The organism is Pontibacter sp. MBLB2868 (assembly GCF_051904785.1).
In the GTDB taxonomy this organism is placed as follows: Bacteria; Bacteroidota; Bacteroidia; order Cytophagales; family Hymenobacteraceae; genus Pontibacter.
In genome coordinates this window covers 1342903-1368164 of sequence record NZ_CP196710.1, presented here as the reverse complement: position 1 = coordinate 1368164, position 25262 = coordinate 1342903, and the positions used below count along the sequence as shown (strand labels likewise).

The following is a 25262-nucleotide window of genomic DNA, read 5'->3' as shown; positions in this document are numbered from 1 at the left end:
TCCTGCTAAACTCAGGCGCCGGCTTTGTTAACCTGCTGATTAAAATAAACGCTAAACGTAGAGCCCTCTCCCACTTTGCTATCCACTAAAATGCTGTCACCGGAATTATCCAGTATGCGCTTTATGAGGTATAACCCAACGCCAGATCCTTCAACATGGTCGTGGGCACGCTTAAACAGTGAAAATATCTTATTCGTATGGCTTTGGTGTATGCCTAAGCCGTTGTCTGTCACAGATAAGACGTACTGGCCGTTTTCCGAAATAATTGTGTTGATAGAAACTTCAGGAACCCGATGTGGGGCAGCGTATTTAATGGCGTTCGATAAAAGATTGAAAATAATGCTGCGCAGGTTTTTTCGCGAATATTTTATTTCCTCAAAGTCAAGCGACCCGATCTTTACATCTGCGTTACTTCTGTTGATCAGGCCATCCAGATCCACTTTTATCTCTTCCAGCAAAGCAGGAATGTTTATACTTTCAACATTAGCTTTTACAAAGTCGAGTTTGGTAATATCTGATAGATCCGTAATAACGTTTTTAAGCGCACTTACCGAGCCACCCATCAGTTGAAGTAGCGTCTCATACTTCTGAATGTCATCGCCAAGATCTTCTTTGAGTGCGTCCAGAAGGCCTTCCAGGTTGATAATTGGAGCCTTCAGGTCGTGTGAAGCGGCATATACAAAGCTGTCAAGTTCGTTATTGATCTTGAGCAGTTCGTTGTTCTTTAACATCAGTTCTTCATTTCGCCGCCGTTCCGTTAAGTCGCGGGTAATTTTAGCAAAACCAAGAAGCCTGTTTTCAGAATTATAGATAGGAGTAATTATAACATTTGCCCAGAAAGCTGTTCCATCTTTACGTATGCGCCAGCCTTCATCTTCAAAGTGCCCCAACTCCTGCGCCTTTTTCATCTCATATTGCGGGAATCCTTCCTCGATGGCTTCGCGTGTGTAAAAGGTAGAAATGTTTTTACCGATAATCTCGTCAGCTGTATACCCTTTGATTCGCTTTGCCCCCTCGTTCCAGCTCATTATATTGCCCTCGGGAGTCAACATCAAAATGGCGTAATCTTTCACGCTATCAACCAGCAGTCGAATTTTCTCTTCACTGTCCTTCAGTTCCTCATTCATCCGGTACAACTGCTGCTCCATTATAAGCCGTTCAGTCAGGTCGCGGGTAATCTTTGAGAAACCGATCAGTTCATGTTGGTCGTTATAAATAGCTGTTATCAAGGTATTGGCCCAAAAAGCAGAACCATCTTTTCGATAGCGCCAGCCATTATCCTCAAAAATTCCTTTTTCACTGGCTTGTTTCAACTCATAATCCGGGAAGCGATTCTCAATAGATTCTTTGCTGTAAAACTTAGAGAAGTGTTTGCCAACGATCTCCTTCGCTTCATACCCTTTCATTTTGCGGGCACCTTCATTCCAGGTAACCACATTACCTGCCGGGTCCAGCATAAATATGGCGTAATCAGATACACCTTCTACCAGCATTCTGAATTTTTCTTCGCTTTGCTTCAGCTCCTGGAATGCTCTGTAAAAATCATCCCTGGCTTTGTTCTTTTCAGATATGTCACGGCTTACGATAGAGTAGCCCGTTAGCCTTCCATCCTGGTTATAAACAGGTCGGACAATATCATTTGACCAATAAACAATTCCCCCTTTCTTTTCGCGCCAACCCTCATCCTCAAACCTGCCCCGGGCTTTAGCCTCTGTAAGCATTTTTGAAGGGTACTCATTTTCCCTATCCTGAGAAGTAAATAATTTGGAAAAATGATTGCCGATGATCTCACTTGCTTCGAACTCAGTTAATTGACTGGCTCCTGTGTTCCAGGTTGTAACATACCCCGCTGGATCAACTAAGTAAATAGCGTAATCAATGATACTATTGAGTAAGACATCACTTTTATCGTGCAACTTTTCATCCGGAGAAAAAGATGAAACAGTGTCAGATTCTAGGCTCATTGTAGATTGGTATTAATAACACAATAAAAATTTGTGCCTGAACAGGCATAAAGCAAACTTTAAGGGTATTCCCCTGTTACCATGAATAGTAAATCCGGCGTAAAGCTAACGAATAAAGATACGAATAAACCAAAATTGGAGTGAAACTTTTAATGCCTCACCCGCTTGTGTTTTGCCTGCTAAAATAGCTGATACGGCAAGCATGTTCTGATTTTGCTACTATGCAGCAGAGGGCCATTCATTTTTCTTTAATGCCGTATGATCCTGCCATCTTCCATTTCAATGATGCGGCCTGTATTTCTTGCGAAGCTTTCATCGTGTGTTACAATGAGCAATGTCTGCTTATGCACCTGGGCCAGGTCCTTGAAAATATCAAAAACCATGTCACTGTTAGAAGTATCCAGGTTACCTGTCGGTTCATCTCCCATCACAATAAGCGGGTCGTTGATAAGTGCGCGGGCAATGGCTACCCGCTGCTTCTCGCCTCCCGAAATCCTATATGCTTTCTTAGTAGCCAAATGATCGATACCCAGCATCTTGAGGCGCTCCAGGGCCCGGTGTTCCAGTTCCTGTTCAGTATACTTATTTAATTTCAAGCCGGGCAGCATCACGTTTTTCAGTACCGAAAACTCGTTGAGCAGGTAGTGAAACTGAAAAACAAAGCCGATCATCTCATTGCGTATCCGGGCAAGTTCCACATCTTTTTTCCCCGTCATAACCTCCTGGTCTATCAGCAACTCCCCCGAATAATCTGTATCCATTGTTGATAGTATGTAGAGCAGCGTGGATTTACCGCAGCCTGATTTTCCGATCACAGAAACAAATTCCCCCCTGTTTACCGAAAAAGTGATATCAGAGAGCACCTGTACCGTAACCGGGTCGTGAAACTCTTTGTTGATATGCCTTGCCTCTAGTATGGTATCCTGCATGTTATTTGCCCCTTATAATTTCTACAGGGTCTACCCTGCTGGCTTTGCGCGCCGGAAAAAAACCTGCAAAATAGGTGGTGATCAATGAAAAAGACCCGCCAATGAAATAATAAACAGGGTTATAGTTAATTGGGTATGTTTCTACGGTGGGTAAAGCAGCCGTATTGAACGGAATGCTATCGATGATCAGAGAGAATACAAAACCAAACGCCAGGCCAACCATGCCACCGAAAAAACCAATACTAAGCGCTATTACCAGAAACACTTTATTTACATCGCTGCCGGAAAAACCTGTAGCCTTTAATATGGCGATAGAGTCCATTTTTTCATAGATCATCATGTTCAGGATGTTAAAGATACCGAAGCCCGCTACAATAAGTAAAGTCACTCCAACGGCATATGAAATAAGCGACCTGATAGAACTTCCTGTTTCAAACTGAGCGTTGGCCGTCTGTATGTCCTCTGCATCAACATTAAAAAGCTGCTCATACTCTTTTGCCACTGCAGGGGCTTGCTCAATGTCATTCAGTTTTACCTGTATGTCCGTGATATAATTGGCAGGCTTCCCTAAAAGCTTTTGAGTTGTACCGATAGATGCATAGCTCTGTACTTTGTCTATCTCCTGTATACCTGATTGGAAATACCCTACCACTTTCAAAGGAAAGCGTTCACCTTGTACCGTTGTGACCTGTACCACATCACCAATGTCGGCCATCAGGATATCGGCAAGGCCTTTGCCAAGTATAATGCTATTCGACACGTTTTTTACGTCTATGGCCGAACCGGCAGTTACATAATCCTGGAAGTTGAACAGCCGCATCTCCTCCTCCACCTCTATGCCATTGATAATACCTGTGATATCGATGGTGCCTTCGTTAAAGAACACTTGTGCGGTTAGCTTAGGAGCCGCTCCTAAAACACGTTTGTCGGCTTTCACGGCTTTCATGATCGGTCCACTGTTGTAGATCTCCTGCCGCGCAAAGCCGGATTTAACAGAGTTTATAAAATTATATGAATCCTTGAATTCTTCTGAAGCATTGACCGGCTGGTTCTGGGTCGGCTTGATCTCGTTGTAGAGGCGTACGTGGGGCGTTCGGTTCAGTATCAGTCCGTCCAGCAGGTCATTGAGGCCATTCATAAATCCCAGCAGGGTGATAAACATCGCAATGCTGAAAGTAACCCCTACGGCAGCCACCAGGGTCTGCCGCCAGCGGGCTAACAAAAGCGATTTAGCTATGCCTAAAATTAGTTTGCTGTTCATTTTGCCGGTTTCACCAAAATGGCATCTTTCGATAGTCCATCCACTATTTCAACCTTCTGATAGTCTTTCAGTCCTGTTTTAACTTTTACCTTCTCCTTGTCTTCGGTCGTTACGTAAGATCCGTCCTGTAAATATTCGCGCGGTATTGTGAGGGCATCTTTTTTAACCTTGATAACAATGTTTGCTTCGGTGGTAAGGTTCGGAAAGAGTGCCGGGGGCGCTTTTGTAAAGCTGGCTTCAACTGTAAAGGACCGCGTTCGTTCGTTCATCGCCGGGTTCACTTTGTATACCTTTGCCTCAAATACCTGCCCTTTGTAGCTATCCAGGTTAAGCAGTACCTTTTGGCCGGGTTTGATGCTGGCAATATCAAATTCATCTACCTGCAACTCAACTATAAAATCATCTGCATCGCCGATAATTGCCACCGGCACCTGCGGACTCACCATCTCCCCTTCCTCTTTCAGAACGCTGTATATTTTCCCTTTGGTTTCGCTTTTTACAGTATAGTCATCCGTCATGGTCTGGCTGATCTGCAGGTTTTTCTGCGACTGCTTCGCTGCAAGGTCCAGCTGCTTTTTCAGGTCGTTGTAACGGAGCAAGGCCGACTTATAGGCTGTAACAGAATTTTTGTAGTTGAGCTCACGCTGCTCCAGTTCTACCTTGGTGCCTATCTGTTTTGCCCACAGGTTCCGCTGCCTGACCAGCAGCAGAGAATCGTTTTGTTTTTTGCTCCTGGCAAGGTCTATGGAGGCTTGTAGTTCTTTTAACTTTTCGGCGTTGGCGCTTACCCGGGCATATTCGGCTGCGATACGGGCATTTTCTGTGCTCAACCTTGCTGCCTCGTTATCCAGTTTCATCAGCGGGGCACCTTCGGCCACTACATCGCCCTCGGTAACGTACAGTTCCTGTATAATGCCACTTACTTTAGGATACACCAGGTGCTGGTTTTTACTTTTTACTACCCCCGACGCATAAACAGACTCAGAAATATCCTCCACTGTCGGACTTGTTTTCTCCTGTTTAGCTCCGCAGGATACCAGGATCAAAAGTATGAAAACAAGTAGCAGGTATCCTTTCATGAAAATCTATACTTATGGTTTAGCTAATGAAATTAAAACAAGCAGCGTTTATGCCTGTTTGCTAAAAAAACCTGTTCACGCGGGTAAGCTCCTTACGGTATTGCGTCAACAGCCTGCTTTTTGAAATAAAGCCCTTGAACTTACCATTACGCACTACCGGCAGCGACCAGAGTTTACTTTCATCGAATTTATCCAGGACAGTTGCCGCCGATTCATCTATATCCACAGTAACATTAGGAGGCTGCATAAGGTCTTTTGCTGTTAAGGTATCATAATTCGAAATGTCGCCCAGTTGTTTTCGCATATCGCTCAAAGCGATCGTACCGACCAGTGTTCCTTCGCCGTCCAGCACCTGCAGCACATCTCTGTTTGAGTTCGCAAAAACTTCCACTACATTCCGGAAAGGAGAGCCTTCCTCCACAGAAGTATCCGCTTCTTCGATGAGCTCCCTGATATCCAGCTGGTTTAGGAGTATACGGTCCATCCTTAAGGCCTTGCTTTGCCCCTTTGGTTGTATCACTTTTGTACTGAGGTTCTCTACGTAATATTTGAGAAAATAAGAAACTGCGCATACCAGCATAAGCGGCACAAACAACTGATAGCTCTGTGTGATCTCTGCCACCAGGAATATAGCCGTTACCGGCGCATTCATAATGCAGGCAAAAACGCTTGCCATCCCGAGGAACATATAGGTTGAAGAACTTAGCTCATAAAACGGGAAAACCAGCACTGCAACTTTATAGAACAGGAACCCCATAAAACCTCCTGTAATGATAGAAGGTGCAAAGTATCCTCCCTCCCCGCCTGAGTTAACGCAAATACCTGTGGCAATTGGCTTGACCATCGTGATCAGGAAAAAGAAAAGAAAATTCAGCCAGATGGTGCTGGGCAGTGCAGCCAGCGGTGAGTTCACTATCAGCGAACGCTCTTCTGAATTGAGCAAAGCATTTATACTTACATACCCCTCGCCATACATTGGCGGCAGCAGGTAAATGATGCTGCCCAGTGCCACCCCTCCGATAAGTGCCCTGAGGTAAGCGTTTTTTATGCGTGAGAGGTAAGCGGCACAGTAGCTATAAGTTTTAAGCAGGTAATTTGACATGAGCATGCCAAACACTCCGAGCAGGATCACCAGTGGGATCTGTTCATACACAAAATCGGTGAGCGGAACCTCAAACCGCAGGTGCTGCCCCATAATGAACTCAAAGAGTATTTTACCGGCTGCAGCGGCAACCAGGAGCGGGATAAGCAGCGTGGGTGTGAACTCGGGGAGAATCGTTTCGAGGGCAAAGATAAAGCCTCCCATGGGTGCATTGTAGACCGCAGATATTCCGGCCGCAACGCCACAACCGATCAGAAGCGTACGTAACCGATAGCCCAGCCCCAATATCCTGCCCACGTTAGACCCCACGGCTGCCCCACTGGAGATAATGGCGGCCTCTACCCCTGAGCTACCACCAAAGCCAATGGTCAGGCCTGTTGTCACGAATTTGGAGTAAATAAGCCTGAACTTAATAATGGAGCTGTTTTTTTCGATGGACTCAATTACATTTCGGGCACCGCTGAAGTAGGCGGTTTTACTGAATACGTTGCGGTTAAGGAAAGTTACCAGCAGAAAGCCGATCAGGGGCAACAGGAAGTTGAGGAGGTGCGGAGCGAAGTAAACCGCGTATTGCTCAATGTAGAAGATGATGGTTTTAATGAGAATTGCTGCAACGCTTACAATTAAGCCCACCAAAACGCTTAGAACAAAAGGCATGATCCGGTTATTGCTCTGCCTTCTGCGCCATCTGAAAAATGCCAGTTGGAACCGATTTAATTTATGCTTCATTGCTATGGCACTTCCTGTTTTTCAAAGCTACAAAATTAATATGCACTGCAAAAAGCATTCTATTAACCTTACACGCCTTTGCTAACAGGCCCCATCAAAAAATTAGTGTGTGCCTCTCCTAGTCAATGCTATTTTGCAAGGAAGCCAGGTTACCTGTACCAGATCTCGAGGCCTTGCTCAGATAAAGTTTAGCGTTACATCAAATCCACTATTTTCCCTTTCAGTGATAAACTGCACCGAAAGATGATCATAGAATACAAACCTTTTATCAACCTCTATTGTGCCACCCTGCCTTGCCTGCGATGTTTCCATAACCTGACTATAGATTGGCACATCCTTTTCATCGAGCACCAGCATTTTTAAACTGTCATCTGCCGCCGGCCACCTGTTCACGGTAACTTTTTTAATATCGATACTCCTGGTGGCTTGACTACCTGAAATTATCAGCGTTGAATTATTCTCGTTCAATTCAATTGCCTTCATACCTGCGTCTATATATTATAATATTACATCAAGTGATTACCCTCACTTACGGTGTTCAGCTCATTCATGTCATAATGCTTCTTCTAATTCTACTCTTTTAGCCACCTGAAACATGCATTTGGTTCTGCAGGTTGCCCTAAGCAAAATCAATTTAAAACAGCTGCCTGCAAATACCTGGCCTCACCAGCTAACTTGAATTCTTTTAGCAAGCCACTTGAAAACTAACCTTTTTTAGTACGTGACCAAAGTCACTGAACCCCAAACTCTTTTTTTATAGTTTTGTAAGGTTGCCAGAAATAAATCCTGGTGAACCCCTCTGAAAGATCATGATCAGTATAGTTTGGTACTGCCTGAAGAGACAGAGCTGCTCGAAGTTTATTTACCCGGTGCTTTTCTTACAGGTGCAAGGCCCGTTTATAAATTTTGAAGTTACTACTCCGCAACCTGAATTGCTATTACAGTAATTGAACATGCCAATGAAATCAGAAACAAGTATAAAGCTAGGATTAAAGGAAAACGCAGGCCAGTTCTGGCTCCTGGTATTGGTAAATGGATTTGTTGGAGCGATGGTAGGGTTAGAGCGGTCTGTGATACCGGAATTTGCCGAAAGTATGTTCAGCTTAAACGGAAATACAGCCCTGCTTTCATTTATAGTTGCTTTTGGTATTGCTAAGTCACTTGCTAATATGCTTATGGGCAGGCTATCGAAGCGCTATACACGCAAGCAACTTTTGTTGTACGGCTGGTTGTTTGCTTTGCCTGTGCCCTGGCTCCTCCTTTATGCTACTGATTGGTGGATGGTAATAGTTGCCAACCTGTTTTTGGGTATTAACCAGGGCTTAGCCTGGTCTGCAACGGTAGTCATGAAAATTGACCTTGTAGGAGAGAAAAGCCGTGGGCTGGCCATGGGTATAAATGAGTCTGCCGGTTACCTGGCGGTCGGGCTGGTTTCTTTCCTAGCTGGTTATATTGCTTCTGAGTCAGGTGTGATCACCTACGCCTTTTTACCCGGCATCTTTTTTTCGATGGCAGGCTTGCTGTTAACGGCCATTTTCGTGCGTGACACACGGGCACATGTACAAACCGAATCTGTGCAGAGCAACCTGCCATTGCTTCGTAACATCTGGAAAGATACCACCTGGCGGCATCCCAACCTTGGCTCCGTAACGCTGAATGGTTTTATCAATAACATGAACGATGGCGTGCTATGGGGTTTATTGCCGGTACTGATCATCTCAAAGGGATATTCCTTAGCTGAAACAGGGTTACTAGCGGGCATATATCCTGCCGTCTGGGGGCTTGGCCAGTTAATTACAGGCAAACTTGGAGATGTGCTTTGCAAGAAGCAGTTGCTTAGCCTGGGTATGATGCTACAGGGAGTGGCTATTGGCATGCTGTTGCTGGCTGATAACTACCAACTACTGGTGGCGGTCCTTGCCGTTTTAGGTGCAGGCACGGCATTGGTTTATCCAAATTTCCTGGCTGTTGTGGCTGAGAACACCCACCCCGATGAGCGGCCGCAAACCATTGGCGTATTTCGTTTCTGGCGCGATTTCGGGTATGTGGCTGGTGCGGTAGCTGCCGGGGTATTCAGTGATATATTTGGCATAAGTGCCGTGATTGCAGGTATTGCCTTACTTACTGCTGCATCCGGAGTTCTTTCAGAAATCCGGATGTGCTGCACCCGGAAACAGCTTTGGCACAGTAAAGAATGTGACATTAGCAGGGTGAATTTACAACGGAATTAAAAATTGAGCCAGCCCAGGGCTGCTTTGTGAAAGAACAGGTAGTTCGGTATTTCTGCAGCACCTGAAATAAGGGAAGTGTACTACACTCCGTATACACCGGCCAGTTCAGAGAATAAGCACCAATGTACCGATTATAATCAGCAAGGCCCCTAAAGCTACTTTGAGCGTGAGCACCTCTTTTAAGATCACCACCGAAAGCAGAATGGTCAAGGCGATGCTCAACTTGTCAACCGGGGCCACCTGGGATACCTTACCTAACTTTAATGCCTTAAAATAGAATATCCATGAAAGCCCTGTAGCCAATCCGGATAAAACCAGGAACAGCATACTATTTGCCGAAACTGCTTGTAAGCCTTTCACCTCTCCCCGTGCCATGGCTATGCCCCAGGCTACGACCAGGATCACTACCGTACGAATAGCCGTGGCAAGATCAGAGTTTACATTGGAGACACCGATCTTAGCTAAGATGGCTGTTAATGCCGCAAAAAATGCAGAAAGTAAAGCGTAGATCCACCACATAGCACCATAGATCTGGAGTAAATTATACAAAAAGTCGTAGCCAACAGCACATTGACAGCTACCACACCATACTGGTACAAAGTATAAAAGTTTAATTAAAGCTACTTATCAACTTGTGCAGGCAATACATCCTACTATCCTCCTTAACCTTAAAGCATCATAAAATAACAGTACGACTCAGATAATAACACAGGATATATACTTGATTGGATATTCGGAAAAAATATATTTCTGCTTTTGTTTGAATTATCCTCTTTGGCAGTACATTTGGCGCATGGGAAACCTGCTTAAATCTTCTTTGCTCCTGCTATTTACGACAATGCTGTCATTTGCCAGCATACAGGAAGTCGCCTGCAAAGACATTTACCAGGCTTCAGCAGAAAAAAAAGGGACACAGGCAGCTGAAACAAGCTTTTCGCAGAGTGAGCAGGTAAAATTCCTATTCTCGCATAAAGCTGATGAGCTCCAGGTAGCCCCTATAAATCAAACCCCTGCACCAAACGCTAAAGATCAAGCTTTTGGCTTTCTAAATGCCTTTTATGCGCTTGAGTTTTGCAGACACAGCCTTGCCTCGCAATACCTGGCTCACACAGGGTCTTTTTGCCAGGGCCTCAGCGGGTATAGCTTAATTTTCCCTTTCCAGTATTTTTGGTAGTTACCTCTTTGTTTTCGGCTTGCCCTGTGGGGCATGCGCTTTTAAATATTTGATAAACCTGCTTTCCCGGGCATATTACTATGTTACTGGCTAAGGCAGGATTTTGTAAACTATTACCAAAAAACAAAGATGGATTTCGAAACAGTAATTATAGGCCTCGTTTCTGTGGCATTTTTCCTTGTGCCTATACTTTATGTACAACATGTACAAAAGGCAAAAAAGAATAAAATAATAGAAGACTTCATTAAGCTGGGAGAGCAGCAGCAGTTAACGATTACTCAATATGATTTCTGGGAGCCTTTTTATGCTATAGGAATTGATACTGAAAAAAAGAAGCTGTTGTACACCCGCAACCAAGCCGGAAATGAGCAGCAGGAGCTGGTAGACCTGGCGGAAATTATTAAGAGCGGGATAAGTAAAACAAGTACAGACTCAGGCGGCAATAAAGTAATTGAACGTGTAGATCTGGCTTTACACACCCGCACTCCTAAGCAGCAAGCGAAGTTTATAGAGTTTTACAGCAAGGAGGAAAACCTGAATTTCAGCAATGAGCTTCTGCTTTCTGAAAAATGGAATAACATCATACAAGCACATATAGCTGTAAAATCACCAGCCTTGCCAGGCCAGGTCTATGCATAGGCAATCATGCTTTACTAGCAATTGAGAAAGAAAACCCTCAGGAGTGGTCCGGAACGAAAATTTTCGGACCACTGTTAGTATGCGGCTAATGATGCTGTTGATTTCACATTTAAAAGCTTTGGAAAAGCAAAGCAGGCAGAGTTTTTATATAACACTTCTTACATGTGTTTAAAATAACTGCCATACCCTATTGTTTTAATCGGAACTACCCCATTCCTTTGCGCGATGAAATGTACAGGTTCGCAACAACACGTTAGAAAGATCTACACACTGCTGGCAGTACTGCTGAGCTGTGTATTTGCTTTAAGCGTTCCTGTTTCCGTTGAAGCCGCCGTTTTAGCAGCTGTAAGCCACCAGGAAGATCTGTCAGCCACTTCACCTGCTCAGTCTGTGCTTATTGCCGGCGAGGTATCCGGTAATACCGCAGCGGCTGTTTTGCAGCTCGATAAAGCTGTATTGCTCCCCTGCCTGCACACGCTGTTAGCCGCTTTATATCCAACATCATCATCTACGGAGGGAGATATCTGCCCTTTTCCTGGCTCAAAAGGCGATAGTGGCCTGCGAATCCCCTTAAGCAAAGGACCCTAATTCTCCTCATTTCCCGAATTCTCTTTTCCCCTTTTCCGCGGAAAAACTCATGCAGTCTATACTTGACAAGGTAAGCCTGGCAACATTTAACATAATATTTGAATTCCCGAAAGGGACTAGTTTATGGAGCTAATTCAGCAACTCCTCAATTTCATTTTACATATTGACCTTCACCTGCTAGAGCTGCTGCGTCAGTATCACCATTGGATTTACCTCCTCCTGTTCCTGATCATTTTCTGCGAGACAGGCCTTGTGGTAACACCTTTTTTGCCCGGCGATTCCTTATTGTTTGCCCTGGGCGCACTGGCAGCTATTCCTTCTTCAGGATTGAACCTGGTCATGCTTTTAGCTTTGCTCTGTGTAGCAGCTATACTCGGCGATTCATTCAATTACTACACCGGAAGTAAGCTGGGGAAGAAGTTTTATGATAAAAACTATTGGTTTCTCAAGCAAAGCCACATCCGGCAGGCGGAAGCTTTTTACGAGCGTTACGGCGGCAGTACAATTATTTATGCCCGCTTTATCCCTATTGTGCGTACGTTTGCGCCATTTGTTGCAGGTATGGCCCGGATGAATTACAGGCGCTTTCTTTATTTCAACGTGGCTGGCTCGCTTCTATGGGTGTGTGTCTTTATAATGCTGGGCTTTGTGTTTGGTAATATGCCTGTTGTAAGGCATAATTTCTCTTTCCTTGTACTGGGCATCATCGCAGTTTCTATGCTGCCACCAGTTGTAAGTTTATTCAGACAGCGTTTTAAATTACGAAGGCAGTTTTAGGCTTCCTCCAAATTCTTTTTGCCTCATTTAGGGGGTATTTTACATTTTACAAATCTATTAATGAGTTTTAAAACAAAGGGCAACGCCGTTTCCACAGCAGGAATCCTGATCTCACTGGGCATTATTTACGGTGACATCGGTACATCTCCCCTTTATGTAATGAAAGCAATTATCGGAGATGCTCCCATATCTGCCGCGTTGGTATATGGCGGAATCTCCTGTGTATTCTGGACCCTCACGTTGCAAACAACAGTTAAGTATGTGCTGTTGACCCTGCAGGCAGACAACAACGGTGAAGGGGGCATTTTTTCGTTGTACACCCTGATAAGGCGCAAAGCAGCCTGGCTGATTGTGCCTGCTATGATCGGTGGTGCGGCCCTTTTAGCTGACGGCATCATTACACCTCCTATCTCGGTATCATCTGCGATCGAAGGCCTCCGGATGCTTTACCCTGATCTGCCAACCGTACCCATCGTACTGGCCATCCTTACCGGATTATTCCTGATGCAGCGCTTCGGAACGGAGATAGTAGGAAAAGCTTTCGGACCGATCATGCTCATCTGGTTCACTATGCTGGGCTCCTTGGGTTCTATTTCTGTAATTCATCATCCGGAGATCTTACAGGCATTGAACCCATACTATGCTTACCAGTTGCTGGTAAACTACCCGGGAGGTTTCTGGTTGTTGGGGGCAGTGTTCCTTTGTACTACAGGTGCGGAGGCGCTTTACTCTGACCTGGGGCATTGTGGCCGCCCCAATATCCGGTTTAGCTGGACCTATGTAAAATTAAGCTTGCTGTTAAACTACCTGGGGCAAGGAGCATGGCTGATGACGCAGGAAGGTAATGTGCTTCATGAGAACCCATTTTATGGCATCATGCCTGCCTGGTTCTTACTCCTTGGTATCACGGTTGCCACCATAGCCGCCATTATTGCCAGCCAGGCGCTTGTAACAGGCTCTTTTACCCTGATCGGGGAGGCTATCCGGTTGAACCTCTGGCCTAAAGTAAAACTCATCTACCCTACCAACCAGAAAGGACAACTCTACGTGCCAAGCATTAACTGGCTCCTCTGGCTGGGTTGTATTGGGGTAGTGCTGTATTTCCGGGAATCAAGCCAGATGGAAGCAGCATATGGACTGGCCATTACCATGGCTATGCTTTCCACTACCATCCTGATGTCCTATTACCTCTACACGAAGTGTAAGTCCAGGGTTCTGGTATCTATTTTCCTGGCTGTGTATCTGGCCATTGAGCTTGCCTTCCTAGTGGCTAACTTAAGCAAATTCCCTCATGGGGGCTGGGTGTCTTTACTCATTGGCGGCGTGTTACTCACGATCATGTACATCTGGATCAATGCTTTCGATATCAAGCGAAGCCTAACAGAATATGTACGCCTGAAGCAATATATCCCGGCTTTAAAAGAACTTAGTGCAGATGAATCGGTGCCGAAGTATGCCACGCACCTGGTCTTTATGACCAGTGCCCCGCATCCCAAGGAAATCGAGTCGAAGATCATTTACTCCATATTCCAGCGACGACCAAAACGGGCTGATATTTATTGGTTTGTGCACGTGGAGACAACAGATGAGCCTTTTACAACAGAATACAAGGTGCGGAAAATTGCAGACGATGCCGTTATCCGGGTTGATTTCAGGCTTGGGTTCAGGATAGAACAGCGTATTAACCTGTTTTTCAGGAAAGTAGTAGAAGAACTGGTGGGAAATGGAGAAGTAGATATTACCAGCCGCTATTACTCCCTTAACAAACAGCACCTGATCGGGGACTTCCGGTTTGTTGTGCTTGAGAAGTTCCTCTCTTACGAGAATGACCTGCCTCTGAAAAAGCGCTTCATTATGGAGTGGTACTTTAATATTAAAGAATACACCAGTTCCGAGAGCAAATGGTTTGGCCTGGATACCAGTTCTGTTAAAGTAGAAAAAGTGCCATTGGTTATTATGCCGGCGCAATTACCTAAACTCAAAAGACTTAGCACTTAGTTTTTATAAGGATGGCTGTGATACAGCTTTAAAATGAGAAACTTCATTAATAATCTTACGCGCCGAAAAAGTACCGATCTTTTACTGGCTGATTACGAAAGAGATGGCAACATACACGGCACGAACCTGGTACGAAGCCTGCGCCTGAAAGACCTGGTAGCCTTTGGCATTGCTGCAATTATTGGAGCCGGAATCTTCAGTACCATCGGTAATGCCAGTGCAGCTGGTGGCCCGGGTGTTTCGCTGCTTTTTATATTTACAGCAGTTGCCTGTGGGTTTTCAGCCTTGTGCTATGCACAGTTTGCCTCTACTATACCAGTTTCTGGCAGCGCCTATACGTATGCTTATGCCTCTTTTGGAGAACTGGTGGCCTGGATCATCGGCTGGGACTTACTCATGGAATATGCCATTGGTAATATTGCCGTTGCCATTTCCTGGTCCGATTACTTTACTGCCGTATTGAACGGTATAGGCATAGGCCTGCCAGAATACCTGACGATGGATTACCTTTCCGCCTCCCGTGGCTATAAGGTTGCAGAAGCATTACTGGCTAAAGGGGAAACGCTTACAACCTTACCGGCAAACATTCAGGAGGCTTACCTGGCCTGGCTACATGCCCCCGCTGTGGGTGGCATCAAGCTGGTTGCCGACCTGCCGGCACTGGGAATCACGGTTCTGATCACTTATCTGGTATATACAGGCATCAAAGAGTCTAAGCGTACGGCAAACCTGCTGGTGCTGCTTAAGCTGATCGTTATTCTACTGGTAATAAGTGTGGGGGCTTTCTATGTTAATACGGATAACTGGTCTCCTTTCGCACCTAACGGACTGACAGGTATAATGAAAGGCGTATCAGCGGTGTTCTTTGCCTACATTGGTTTTGATGCTATTTCTACTACTGCCGAAGAATGTGAGAACCCGCAGCGGGACCTGCCCCGAGCCATGATCTTCTCATTGATTATCTGCACGGTTTTATACGTTATTCTAGCGTTGATCTTAACAGGTATGGTGCCATTTAATGAACTTGCTGTCGGAGACCCGCTGGCCTTTGTATTTACTCGGGTTAAGTTAGATGCCATTGCCGGAATTGTCGCCGTAAGTGCAGTGGTTGCTATGGCAAGCGTTCTACTTGTATTCCAATACGGGCAGCCACGCATCTGGATGACAATGAGCCGCGATGGCTTGTTACCAAGCGCCTTCTCACGCATACATCCAAAGCATAAAACCCCCTATTTCGCCACCATTGTTACAGGTTTTGTAGTGGCTGTACCGGCCTTATTCATGAACCTGACAGAAGTGACCGACCTGACAAGTATTGGTACCCTGTTTGCATTTGTACTGGTATGTGGCGGCATACTTCTACTGGAAGAAAAACAAAAAGAATCTACTTCAATCAGCAAAGGATTCAGAGTTCCTTACATAAATGGCAAGTATGTATTACCCTTACTGGTGCTGATAGCTATCGCTTTGTTAATGAAGTATAGCAGTACCGAAGTAGAAGCCTTTTTTAACATGAACGGCGGCTGGGAAAGTCTGCAACACAAACTCCCTTTACTAGGTTTTATTGCGGCTGCTACTGTGCTAACTGTTGTAACATTTAACAAAAACCTGTCGCTTATACCCGTTCTTGGTTTGCTTACCAATCTGTACCTGATGACTGAACTGGGCATTACCAACTGGAGCCGCTTCCTGATCTGGCTCGTACTTGGCCTGATAATATACTTTGCCTATGGCTACAGAAACAGCAAACTGCACAGCAATACCTTAGCAGAAAGACAGGTTATATAGGCTTTCAAAAAGGTCGTAAAGGAGTTTTTTTAATTTAAGCACCTACCTATTTACTGCTTAGTTTATCAAGGCTGCAGAATTTTAATCCTGATTCTACATACGCAGGTCCTTAAAAACAGAGTGCCACAGGTAATAGCCTGTGGCACTCTGTTTTTAAGGACCTGTAATCTTGTTTATTGCACCGATTGTGGCAAGGCAGTAGTAGTAAGGACATCCTGAGGTACTTTGCCGTCATTTGAAACAACTATCTTCTGTTCCTTTACTTTAGCTTTCTCAAGTTCTTCATCAGAAATGGTCTTAAGGTCTGTTTGAAGGTAAGGCTCAATTATCGGGGCCATACTTCGGAGCACTTGCACCGGTAACGAAGAGGTAAAGTGGAAATCTGCTGACTCGCTACCGGGCACATATGCTGTAAGCGCGCCAAAATGCTTGTCTCCCAGGAAGAACACAAATGTTGCAGTGCGGTTTATGGAACGTGATGCGATGCGATGTCCACGAACACTCAGCGTAACAACGCGGTTATCTCCTGTACCTGTTTTACCACCCATCATCACAGGTGTTCCATCAGATTTTGTAAAACCACCCTCCAGGCGGCGTGCGGTTCCCTGGTCCACAACTTCTGTTAAGGCAGTGCGAACAGCAGTTGCAACCTCAGGAGCCATGACCTGCTCTCCATCCAGCTTTTGCCACTTGAGCGATGTTTCGTAAGGTGTATGCGCAGCAAAATGCAACCCTTCTATCCGGAGTGTTCTTTGTCGCACACCCTGGTTCATAATAATGCCCATCAACTCTGCCAGCGCCTCTGGCCTGTCGCCTGAAGACCCCAAAGCTGTAGCCAATGATGGCACTAAATGATTAAATGGATAACCCAGTTTTTGCCAACGCTGCTCTATGTTGTCAAAAGCCTCCAGTTCCAGCATCGTCCTTATCCTGGAGTCGCGCGCACTCTTATACTTTGTTCTGAACAACCATTTGTATACTTCCTGCCGTGCATCGGCGCTCGCTTCTACAACAGCAGGCCAGGTAGTTTCAGGGTTATGCTGCATGTAATTAAGCAACCAGAGCTCCAGTGGGTGAACCCGTGAAATATATCCCTGGTCTGACAGGTTAAAAGCATCCGGACCATACATGTGGTATAGCTCACTGACACGTTCATCTGTTAATCTCTCTTCTGGTAAGCGTGTTCTCAGCATTTTAAAGAAGGTTACTGAGTCTGTAGCCGGATAAAGAAAACGATGAACAGCAGCCAAGCGCACCTCGTTGAGCCGCATGCCACTAAGCAATTTTTCAAAACGTTCATCCGTTGGCTTACCCTTATATTTGTGCCAGAAACGCAGCAGGTACTCCTTCCCTTCCCGATCAGCAAAGCGGGTGAGGTATTCCTTTCTTCGGGGGTCTGTGCCGTCGGACAACAGGCGTGCAGCATCCCCTACATTCTGGTAGGTACTATAACGTACAACATCACGCATCAGCCTGACAAAAGGCAGGTTGATAGACCGTAAAAATGCTTCCCTTACAGTAGGTCGTCTGCCATTATCCTCATTGTGGTAATTATGAAAGCGGTGTAGTCCGCCGCCGGTAAAGAAGGCTTCATACGGACTTGCAGAATACCTGCGTTCCAGAGCAGCGGCAAGCGTAGCTTCAACACTTTTATCTTTTGAACTTAGCAGGAAGCCCAGTACCCAACGGGTAAGATTGTCATGTGGCTGCCCCAGTTCCTTGCGAAGCTCCTGTGGCGAAAGTGTAGCATAGCGTTTGTGAATTTCATCGATCACCTCCAGGTAGGTGACCAATACCCGGAGTTTTGCAGTAGAACCCAGTTCAAGTTTGCTACCTTCATTAATATCAAAGGGCTGATCTGTGTTATCTGTCTGAACACGTACCAGGTTGCCTTGCGGTGTACGCTCAAATAAGGTAAAGCTGTAGCGCACCCCCTGTGTACCAGCCTCTGTAAGCATATGCTCTCCGAGGATTCCGGCAGAACGGGCAAAATCAGGTTTATTCAGGTTGTTCAGGTAAAGACTTACCTGTTCCTGCAAGTCGCTTTGGAGGGTGCTGGTTGCTGCCAGGTCAAACCGGTCTAAGTCGTATAACGGAGCCCCTAGCAAACCAGATAAATGGGTTCTTACCATAAGTGCGCCCTTGTCTGTATCCTTGGGTGCAACAGCCGGGTTGGTTTTAAAATCACGGAATTGTACTTCATGGGCAAGACCTGCATCCCGAAGTTCTGGAGTGATGTAGCCGTTTTTTGCTAACAGTCGCAGATACCCACCCGTTAAAGTATTCAATTCAGCATGTCCTGATCCTCCCAGGTAGTAAGAAGGCCGCCTTTGCGCGATCATGAGTGATAGCACCTGACGAAGTGCCTGCCCCTGAGCTTTAAGAGTATCCCCGGTGGCCCCCTGCAGGTTAAGTATATGGTTCACTTCTTCGAATTCCTTTCCAAACCAAACCCAAAGTCCGTCGCCTATTCCGTGTACCTCGCCATAACCAGGTGCACCTGAAAGGGGAACAGTGTTTACATACGACAATACCAGGTCCTGACGGGCAGGCAAGGATTCCGGCCCCTGCTGGTAAGCACGTACAGTAGCGGAAGCCATCTGCTGGAGTTTTTCGCGTGGGCTACTTGTTAAACCTGATGGCGAATGCCGGTATTTTTCTATTTGCGTTGCTAGCGTACTGCCACCAATTGTTTTATAATCAAATCCCAGCAAGTTCGCAGCTTCGTGCATCGAAGCCTTTGTAAAGCGGCCCCAATCTACTGCAGGATTCATAAAAGGCCTCTCCGGGTCAAGCAACTCCCTGTTTTCAATAAATAACAAGGACTTCACAACCAGGGATGGCACAGACTGAAAATCAGGGTAAATTCGTCGGGGGTAACTAAAGTGATAGATCGGTTCACCACTTGCATCTACAATGTGCAGGCCTGTCTGGTTCTTTTCCTGAAATGGTACAAATAAACCCTTTGAAGTATAATCCAGCAACTCAGGTGAAAACCTGGTCTGGTATTCGATGCTCATGCCTTGTGACTGTACCTTGTCAAGTAGTTTGGGCAACTGCACATAACCGAGGCGTTTGTCAAAAGGGCCGTTTTCAGGAAAAATGATGGCGTCACTCGGGCCGGCATTTAATTTATAGGTAAGTTTTGAAGCATAACGTGATACCTCCGCTGACTGTAGTCTGGAGGTATGTAGTTCATAGGCGACAGCAGCAATGGCAACCCCTGCTGTAAGTATAAGCAGGGAAATTATTATCCATTTCAAGATGGACCCACGTTTATTTTCTTCCTTGTCCTTGTGGATGGGACGGTAGTTGTTGATTACCATCGTTGGACTCTTTTCTTGTTATAATATTGAGGTTGGGAGGTTAAGTATTTGTACGGTTCTGTGGTGTTAAGGGTAATTAAAACCAACAAAACATTATACCTTAACCTATAGGAAGTACCACCTTGAAGTATAAAACAGTAATCCTATATAGTACCTATTTGTAAGTATGTTCGTTGTTACAGGCAAACAAGTTACATCATTCCACATGTTCGCTGTGTGATGCGCAAAAAAAGGCACCCATAACGATAAAATACAACACAAGAAAAGTGAATGCGAAAAGAAAATTAAACTACTTTACCAGATCAATTCCAGCTAGTTAGAATTTTGAGCGTCCATTAAGAGATATACATGATACACCTCCTCCGGATTTTTCCTGTTAATGTGAAAAGTTTCGATTTTTTTGAACCGGACAGCATTAAGCGGTAAGGATGCCTCAACAAGTGGGGCCTGCGAGAACAGAACGGCTGGCAGAGCAGAAGGAACTTGCAACTGCTGATCTTGAACACGTAGGGTATCAACTTGTTTGCCGACCTCCCAAATATGCACGATCGGTAAACCATCAACGGCGTAATAAGGCAATTCCTGCAGTTCCTGACGATCCCTTATTGCAACCAGGTTCCGATATTCTTTAGAAGGGTGCAAAGCATTTTCATATAAAGGGAATCCGAATGCCAATACAAAGCTGTTCAGCAAAAGCACTGCTAAAAGATACTGTGCCGGTTTTCTTTTCACCGCAGACATCCAAAGAGTATATGCTATCAGTACACTGCCGCCTGTCAGAACCACTTGTTGCAGTAGCGTAAACTGGCCGGCACGATATAGCAAAATACCTGCGGCAACCGGGAATGCTAGGGCTACGAGAACAAATGCACCGGTACAGAAAGCTATAATTCTCTTCCCCCACCTGTCCAGGCTACCTTCCTGGATACTTTGTATAAGGAAACGTAAGTATAGGCCTGTAAGCAGGGCAAGCGGCACAATTGCAGGCAACAGGTAACGTTCCTTTTTTTCCGGTATTACAGATAAAAGCAAAACCGAAATGGCAACCCAGGCAATCAGGAAAGTATAATTGCCTGCTATAGCACTAATACGTTTGCGCGCGTACGGCACAACCAGTGCAGCTACTGTAAAAACCGTCCAGACACCAGTCTGTGCAGCAAATCCCCAGTAATACCAGAATGGTTTTACGTGCCTGTTTACCCAGGCAACGCTTTCGTTGTTTACATTACGGGCAAGCGCCTCCGGTTCTACAAAATAGATATAAAGTGGCCAGGCCATACTAAGCCCTATAGTTATAATTAAAGCAAGCAGCATTCCCGCCCACTTCCCGCGAACCGTTGCCCGGCCATAATAATAAAGATAGCTGATAAGGAAAGGTAGCAACATGGCAAAAAACGCCACAGGCCCCTTACTTAAAAAGGAACAGCCCAGCAGCAGACCACAGACTGCGAAGGTCCATAAATTTTGCCCGGCGCTCCTCCACCCTTTCACGAGCAGCCAGATACCACCCACCATAAAACTATGGCAGTAAATGTCCCAGGTGCCTTCGCGGCCAACATTAAAAATACCGAAAGAGCTGGCTAGTACTGCAGCTGCCAGAAAGGGAATCAGTTTATCACGGGTTAACTGGCGACACAACAAAAAAAGGAAGATCACCAACAAGCAGGTCATAACAGCGGCAGGAAAACGAAGTGCCGTAACGTTGCCGAGGTCCCCGGCAACCATACCAGACAATGCAGTAAGCCATGTCGGGAGCGGAGGCTTGGCAAGGCGCACTTCCCCGTTAAGGGTAGGCACTAACCAATGCCCTGATTCCACCATCTCACGGGCAGAGATAAAATTTCGGGCCTCCATCAGCCCCGGCTCAGCTACCCCCAGGTTAACAAAATAAGTAATTCCCAGGATAAGGAACAGGAGCAATACCTGTATCTTACTGTCCAGTAACCACTCCTGAACAGTAACGGTTTGATCAACTTTAAGCTTTGTCTGCAAAATATTCTGAATTAGGGCCATAATTTAGCTAAAATTTAAGAGAAACCTTCCTTCAGGTATTTTTACATCCACGTTTTATTCCTTTTGAATCCCAATAATATAAACTGTAAGCCCCATACATGCTGTTGATTAACCGTCTTTTGAAGTGTTCACCGGAACAGCTATTGGCCCCTGAATGCAATTTTATCCCCAATGCACGCGCACTAAATATTTCAGTACAATAAATGATAAAAGATTTTTAAAAGCTTATTTCCTTTAAACAGCGCTTTTTTCTGTTTGAATGTATTTAGTAGTATGGTGAATTCATTTTGGTGGCTTACAATCAGGGGCAGCAGACCAACAAAGCACTAAACTACTTGAACTCAAGTCGTTATAATATGGTTAAAAAAGCACGCACCCTTTTTTTGTCCTAACTATAACTACTTAAGCCTTATTCTGGCAAACAGCTGGAAGTGAAAGCATAACGTATGAAAACGAATTTTGCCTCTTTAAAGGACCTTACCCAACTTTTACCTGACACAGTAGTGGTTGTCGACGAGCAGATCAAAATAGTTGCTGTCAACGATCATATTACAACACTTTTTGGTTATGATCCGCAAGAGCTTATTGGTCAGAATCTAAGCCTGCTTGTACCACATCGGTTCAGGGCGAAACATGACGAACACTTTAAAAAGTATCTGAATGAGCCTTCAGTTCGCACTATGGGAATAGGACTGCAGTTATTCGGCCTGAAAAAAGACGGTAACGAAATTGACATCGATGTAGCCCTGTCCCCTATTAATGTGGAAGGGAATAAAATGGTGTTAGCTTCTATCAGAGATGTAACTGATAAAATGGAATTGGAGCGACGCTTATTGAAAAAAAATGAGCAGTTAGAAATTATTAATTCTGAACTTGAAAGATTCGGTTATATCCTTGCGCATGATCTTAAGTCACCGTTGATCAACATTCACGCGCTGATACACCTGATGACAAAGGAGTTACCTAAAGAAAAAAGTGAAAAACTGAAGGAGTATATCGCTGCCGTACAGAACAGCCTGGAGCTGATGACCAGCATGATCTCGGGTGTTTCAGCATACACAAAAGCAGGGACCAGCGAGAAAGGGGAAGATCTTGTTGACCTGAATGAAATTCTCACATCTGTGAGAAATCTCATACATTTACCGAAAAACGGGCGTATCGATGTAGAAGGGGAACTACCTTCTATAAAAGGCAATAAAACAAAAGTGCTGCAGGTTTTTATGAACCTCATTTGTAACGCATTTAAGTATAATGATAAAGATGCACCGAGAGTGCTTATAAAGTGTTCGGGAAAAGGCAGCCATTGGCTGATAAGTATTTCTGACAACGGTCCGGGTGTTCCTGTTGAGCTACGAAAAAGTGTTTTCAGATTGTTCAATAAGGGTAACTCCGTCAGAAAAGACTCTCAGGGCATTGGCCTCTCTATCGTTAAAAAGATTGTAGAAGAAAGAGGCGGAGCAATAATGATAGCTGATAGCCCGATGGGAGGAGCAGAATTTATTTTTACCTGGCCAGGCCTGACTCCAACCATAGGAGCAGTTGCCCCGGCTCAAGTAAAAACGCCTGCGCAATGCCCTTTTGCAGCAAAAAAGCTGCTTTGATTTTAGATTAAGATTTCTTTACCTGACATGAAACAGACTTTTCTGACATTAAAATATAGTCCTTCTAAAAATTACCTTTTCGTTAACTGGAATCGCGCAGTCAGCAGCAGTGAGTACCGCCAAGGGATCCGCTCGATAGCTACCTGTGTTGTTTCACTTAAAGTGCAGCTTATCTTACTTGATTTCTCAAAAATTGGTACACCATCTGAGCAGGACCAGCTGTGCACAGCAAATTTCCTGAAGCTAGCCATGAAAAACACTTCACTTAAGCGAAGTGCCAGAGTACTTTCTTTTGAAGAATCTCAATGGCTGGCTTATTGGCAGATAGTTTGGCAAGCGAAAGAGCTTCCTTACGAAACCGGTGCCTTTAAAACCAGGGAGGAGGCACAGGCCTGGCTGTTTGATGGGCAGGAAATAAATGCAGATGCGCCTGATAACTTCATATCGGTTCCGCTTGACATAAGCATTACGGCAGCTACCAGGATGTTTAGTAATGTGGCAGCCTGTGAAGAGGGGAAGGAAACAGGAAACGGGAATGGCGTTACGATCGATGTGAAAGATCAAAAAAAGAGCGTCCAGGAACTTTACAAGACAAATTATGTAAGCATCAGCCTTAGCAAAAAGAAGGATATCCTTACTACTAAGTGGTTAAGACAGGTAACCAGTAGCGAATACAGGCAAGGGATTGAGGAAACCGGTCGCCATATGCTGGCTCATAACATTGAAAAGCTTATGGTGAACAACCAAAAATTAGGCATTCTAACTATGAGTGATCAAAACTGGCTTCAGAAATTCTCTATTGAAGTTATTTCAACAAGCAATCTAAAACGCCTGGCAATAGTTTCCTCCCATGATATGCTTCAGCAGTTAACAGACGAGACCCTTGACCACAAGGTAAAGCAGGCAGACATAGATTTTCATACCCGCTACTTTTTATTCGAGGATGAAGGCTGGGAATGGCTTCTGCTGCCTGAACAGGCTACCGAACTGAAGCAGTAAAGCAGGTTTACACCAGTGGAAAGCCCACACTACCCATCTTGTATGGCAGTGTGGGCTTTTTTGTTTTTGAGAAGTGATCAATGTCAGTGGATGTAGTTAATCAATGAACCACTTTTGCGTTTGCATCGGACAATGGAAAAATTCAGTAAAAAAACACATTAATGTCAGCCCGGGTAACGTAAAGAAGAGTTCTGTTAACACATACCCCTATGGATCAACTGGTTGTAACAAAGGCCTCCGGCGAAAAGGTACTGTTTTCGGTAGACAAACTGATGCTTTCTCTGCGCAAATCAGGCGCAGATGAGGCTATGGTTCAGGAAGTGCTCCGCCAGCTGGAGCCCTCTATGTACGAAGGCATCACTACAAAAAAAATCTATAAGCATGCCTTTGCTATACTTAAAAGGCTTTCTAAGGCTACTGCCGCGCGCTACAGCCTCAAGCAAGGCATCATGAAGCTTGGGCCTTCCGGGTTCCCTTTCGAAAAATTTGTAGCAGAATTACTAAAAGCCCAGGGCTACGCTACCCAAATTGGGGTGTTTGTAGATGGCCACTGCGTCCGGCATGAGATTGATGTGATTGCTTCTAAAGATGGCCAGCATTTTATGATCGAATGCAAGTATCATAACCTCAACAGCAACAGGTCCAATGTCAGGATCCCGATGTACATCCATTCCAGGTTTAAGGATGTAGAGAAAGAGGAATCTTCAGAAAAAGGAAATGAAACCCGCTTTCACCAGGGTTGGGTAGTAACCAATACCCGCTTTACAGAAGATGCCATTCGTTACGCCCGTTGCATGAACCTTCACCTGGTGGGCTGGGACTTCCCTTCAAAGGGCAGCATCAAAGATATGGTGAACTCCTATGATCTCTATCCGCTTACCTGCCTCACAACACTATCGCAAGTCGAAAAGCAGAAACTGCTCGATACCGGCGTTGTGCTGTGCAAAGAGCTACAGAACAATGCAACACTCCTTCACAAATCTGGGGTAAAAGAGAAACACCTGCAAAGCGTTTTAAATGAAGTTGATAGCCTTTGCAGCATCAGGCATCAGTAAAGTTTTAGC

At 45.1% G+C, this 25262-nt stretch carries 19 protein-coding genes; 10 read left to right on the top strand and 9 right to left on the bottom strand.

Going from position 1 to position 25262, the window contains the following annotated elements:
* Window positions 1-11 precede the first annotated feature (11 nt).
* The 6 genes from ACSX1A_RS05915 to ACSX1A_RS05890 all read right to left on the bottom strand — a co-directional run bounded on the left by ACSX1A_RS05915 (window position 12) and on the right by ACSX1A_RS05890 (window position 7547).
* The gene (locus tag ACSX1A_RS05915; RefSeq protein WP_439882700.1) at window positions 12-1964 is read right to left on the bottom strand and encodes a PAS domain-containing sensor histidine kinase; all 1953 of its coding nucleotides are present in this window, start codon (window positions 1962-1964) and stop codon (window positions 12-14) included.
* A gap of 248 nt (window positions 1965-2212) precedes the next feature.
* Window positions 2213-2893 carry an ABC transporter ATP-binding protein gene (locus ACSX1A_RS05910; protein WP_439882699.1) on the bottom strand — a complete coding sequence of 227 codons (681 nt, stop codon included), beginning with the start codon at window positions 2891-2893 and terminating at the stop codon, window positions 2213-2215.
* Between the two features lies 1 nt (window position 2894).
* Window positions 2895-4154: an ABC transporter permease gene (locus ACSX1A_RS05905; protein ID WP_439882698.1), complete on the bottom strand. Its 1260-nt coding sequence runs from the start codon at window positions 4152-4154 to the stop codon at window positions 2895-2897.
* On the bottom strand, window positions 4151-5233 hold the full coding sequence (locus ACSX1A_RS05900; RefSeq protein WP_439882697.1) for an efflux RND transporter periplasmic adaptor subunit: 1083 nt from the start codon (window positions 5231-5233) through the stop codon (window positions 4151-4153). Before ACSX1A_RS05900 ends, ACSX1A_RS05905 begins: the two co-directional genes overlap by 4 nt.
* Window positions 5234-5294: 61 nt before the next feature.
* On the bottom strand, window positions 5295-7064 hold the full coding sequence (locus ACSX1A_RS05895) for a chloride channel protein (protein WP_439882696.1): 1770 nt from the start codon (window positions 7062-7064) through the stop codon (window positions 5295-5297).
* 177 nt (window positions 7065-7241) lie between these two features.
* On the bottom strand, window positions 7242-7547 hold the full coding sequence (locus ACSX1A_RS05890; protein ID WP_439882695.1) for a hypothetical protein: 306 nt from the start codon (window positions 7545-7547) through the stop codon (window positions 7242-7244).
* 476 nt (window positions 7548-8023) lie between these two features.
* On the opposite strand from ACSX1A_RS05890, the gene ACSX1A_RS05885 reads away from it, so the two are divergent.
* The gene (locus tag ACSX1A_RS05885; protein WP_439882694.1) at window positions 8024-9295 is read left to right on the top strand and encodes an MFS transporter; all 1272 of its coding nucleotides are present in this window, start codon (window positions 8024-8026) and stop codon (window positions 9293-9295) included.
* A gap of 105 nt (window positions 9296-9400) precedes the next feature.
* Here the strand turns inward: ACSX1A_RS05885 and ACSX1A_RS05880 are convergent, their stop codons facing one another.
* Window positions 9401-9844, bottom strand: coding sequence for an EamA family transporter (locus ACSX1A_RS05880; protein WP_439882693.1), 444 nt, complete (start codon window positions 9842-9844; stop codon window positions 9401-9403).
* A gap of 244 nt (window positions 9845-10088) precedes the next feature.
* Here ACSX1A_RS05880 and ACSX1A_RS05875 point away from each other — a divergent pair, with 244 nt between their 5' ends.
* From ACSX1A_RS05875 to ACSX1A_RS05850, 6 genes are all read left to right on the top strand, one after another.
* Complete coding sequence (locus ACSX1A_RS05875; RefSeq protein ID WP_439882692.1) at window positions 10089-10469, top strand: hypothetical protein; 381 nt, start codon at window positions 10089-10091, stop codon at window positions 10467-10469.
* 129 nt (window positions 10470-10598) lie between these two features.
* Entirely contained in the window at window positions 10599-11108 is a 510-nt protein-coding gene (locus ACSX1A_RS05870) for a hypothetical protein (protein ID WP_439882691.1), read from the top strand.
* Between the two features lie 225 nt (window positions 11109-11333).
* Window positions 11334-11696 (top strand): hypothetical protein, encoded by a 363-nt coding sequence (locus ACSX1A_RS05865; protein ID WP_439882690.1) that lies wholly within the window; start codon window positions 11334-11336, stop codon window positions 11694-11696.
* A gap of 123 nt (window positions 11697-11819) precedes the next feature.
* Window positions 11820-12473 carry a DedA family protein gene (locus ACSX1A_RS05860; protein ID WP_439882689.1) on the top strand — a complete coding sequence of 218 codons (654 nt, stop codon included), beginning with the start codon at window positions 11820-11822 and terminating at the stop codon, window positions 12471-12473.
* A gap of 60 nt (window positions 12474-12533) precedes the next feature.
* On the top strand, window positions 12534-14471 hold the full coding sequence (locus ACSX1A_RS05855) for a KUP/HAK/KT family potassium transporter (RefSeq protein ID WP_439882688.1): 1938 nt from the start codon (window positions 12534-12536) through the stop codon (window positions 14469-14471).
* 33 nt (window positions 14472-14504) lie between these two features.
* On the top strand, window positions 14505-16259 hold the full coding sequence (locus tag ACSX1A_RS05850; RefSeq protein ID WP_439882687.1) for an amino acid permease: 1755 nt from the start codon (window positions 14505-14507) through the stop codon (window positions 16257-16259).
* Window positions 16260-16432: 173 nt separating this feature from the next.
* Here ACSX1A_RS05850 and ACSX1A_RS05845 read toward each other — a convergent pair whose 3' ends face one another.
* A complete protein-coding gene (locus ACSX1A_RS05845) occupies window positions 16433-19585 on the bottom strand; it encodes a transglycosylase domain-containing protein (RefSeq protein WP_439882686.1) in 3153 nt (1050 codons plus the stop codon).
* Window positions 19586-19897: 312 nt separating this feature from the next.
* Entirely contained in the window at window positions 19898-21598 is a 1701-nt protein-coding gene (locus tag ACSX1A_RS05840; RefSeq protein ID WP_439882685.1) for an ArnT family glycosyltransferase, read from the bottom strand.
* Between the two features lie 446 nt (window positions 21599-22044).
* Between ACSX1A_RS05840 and ACSX1A_RS05835 the strand changes: the two genes are divergently transcribed.
* From ACSX1A_RS05835 to ACSX1A_RS05825, 3 genes are all read left to right on the top strand, one after another.
* Window positions 22045-23199 (top strand): sensor histidine kinase, encoded by a 1155-nt coding sequence (locus ACSX1A_RS05835; RefSeq protein WP_439882684.1) that lies wholly within the window; start codon window positions 22045-22047, stop codon window positions 23197-23199.
* Window positions 23200-23226: 27 nt separating this feature from the next.
* Window positions 23227-24198, top strand: a complete 972-nt coding sequence (locus tag ACSX1A_RS05830) for a hypothetical protein (RefSeq protein WP_439882683.1) — start codon at window positions 23227-23229, stop codon at window positions 24196-24198.
* Window positions 24199-24407: 209 nt separating this feature from the next.
* The gene (locus ACSX1A_RS05825; protein ID WP_439882682.1) at window positions 24408-25253 is read left to right on the top strand and encodes a restriction endonuclease; all 846 of its coding nucleotides are present in this window, start codon (window positions 24408-24410) and stop codon (window positions 25251-25253) included.
* Window positions 25254-25262: the final 9 nt, after the last annotated feature.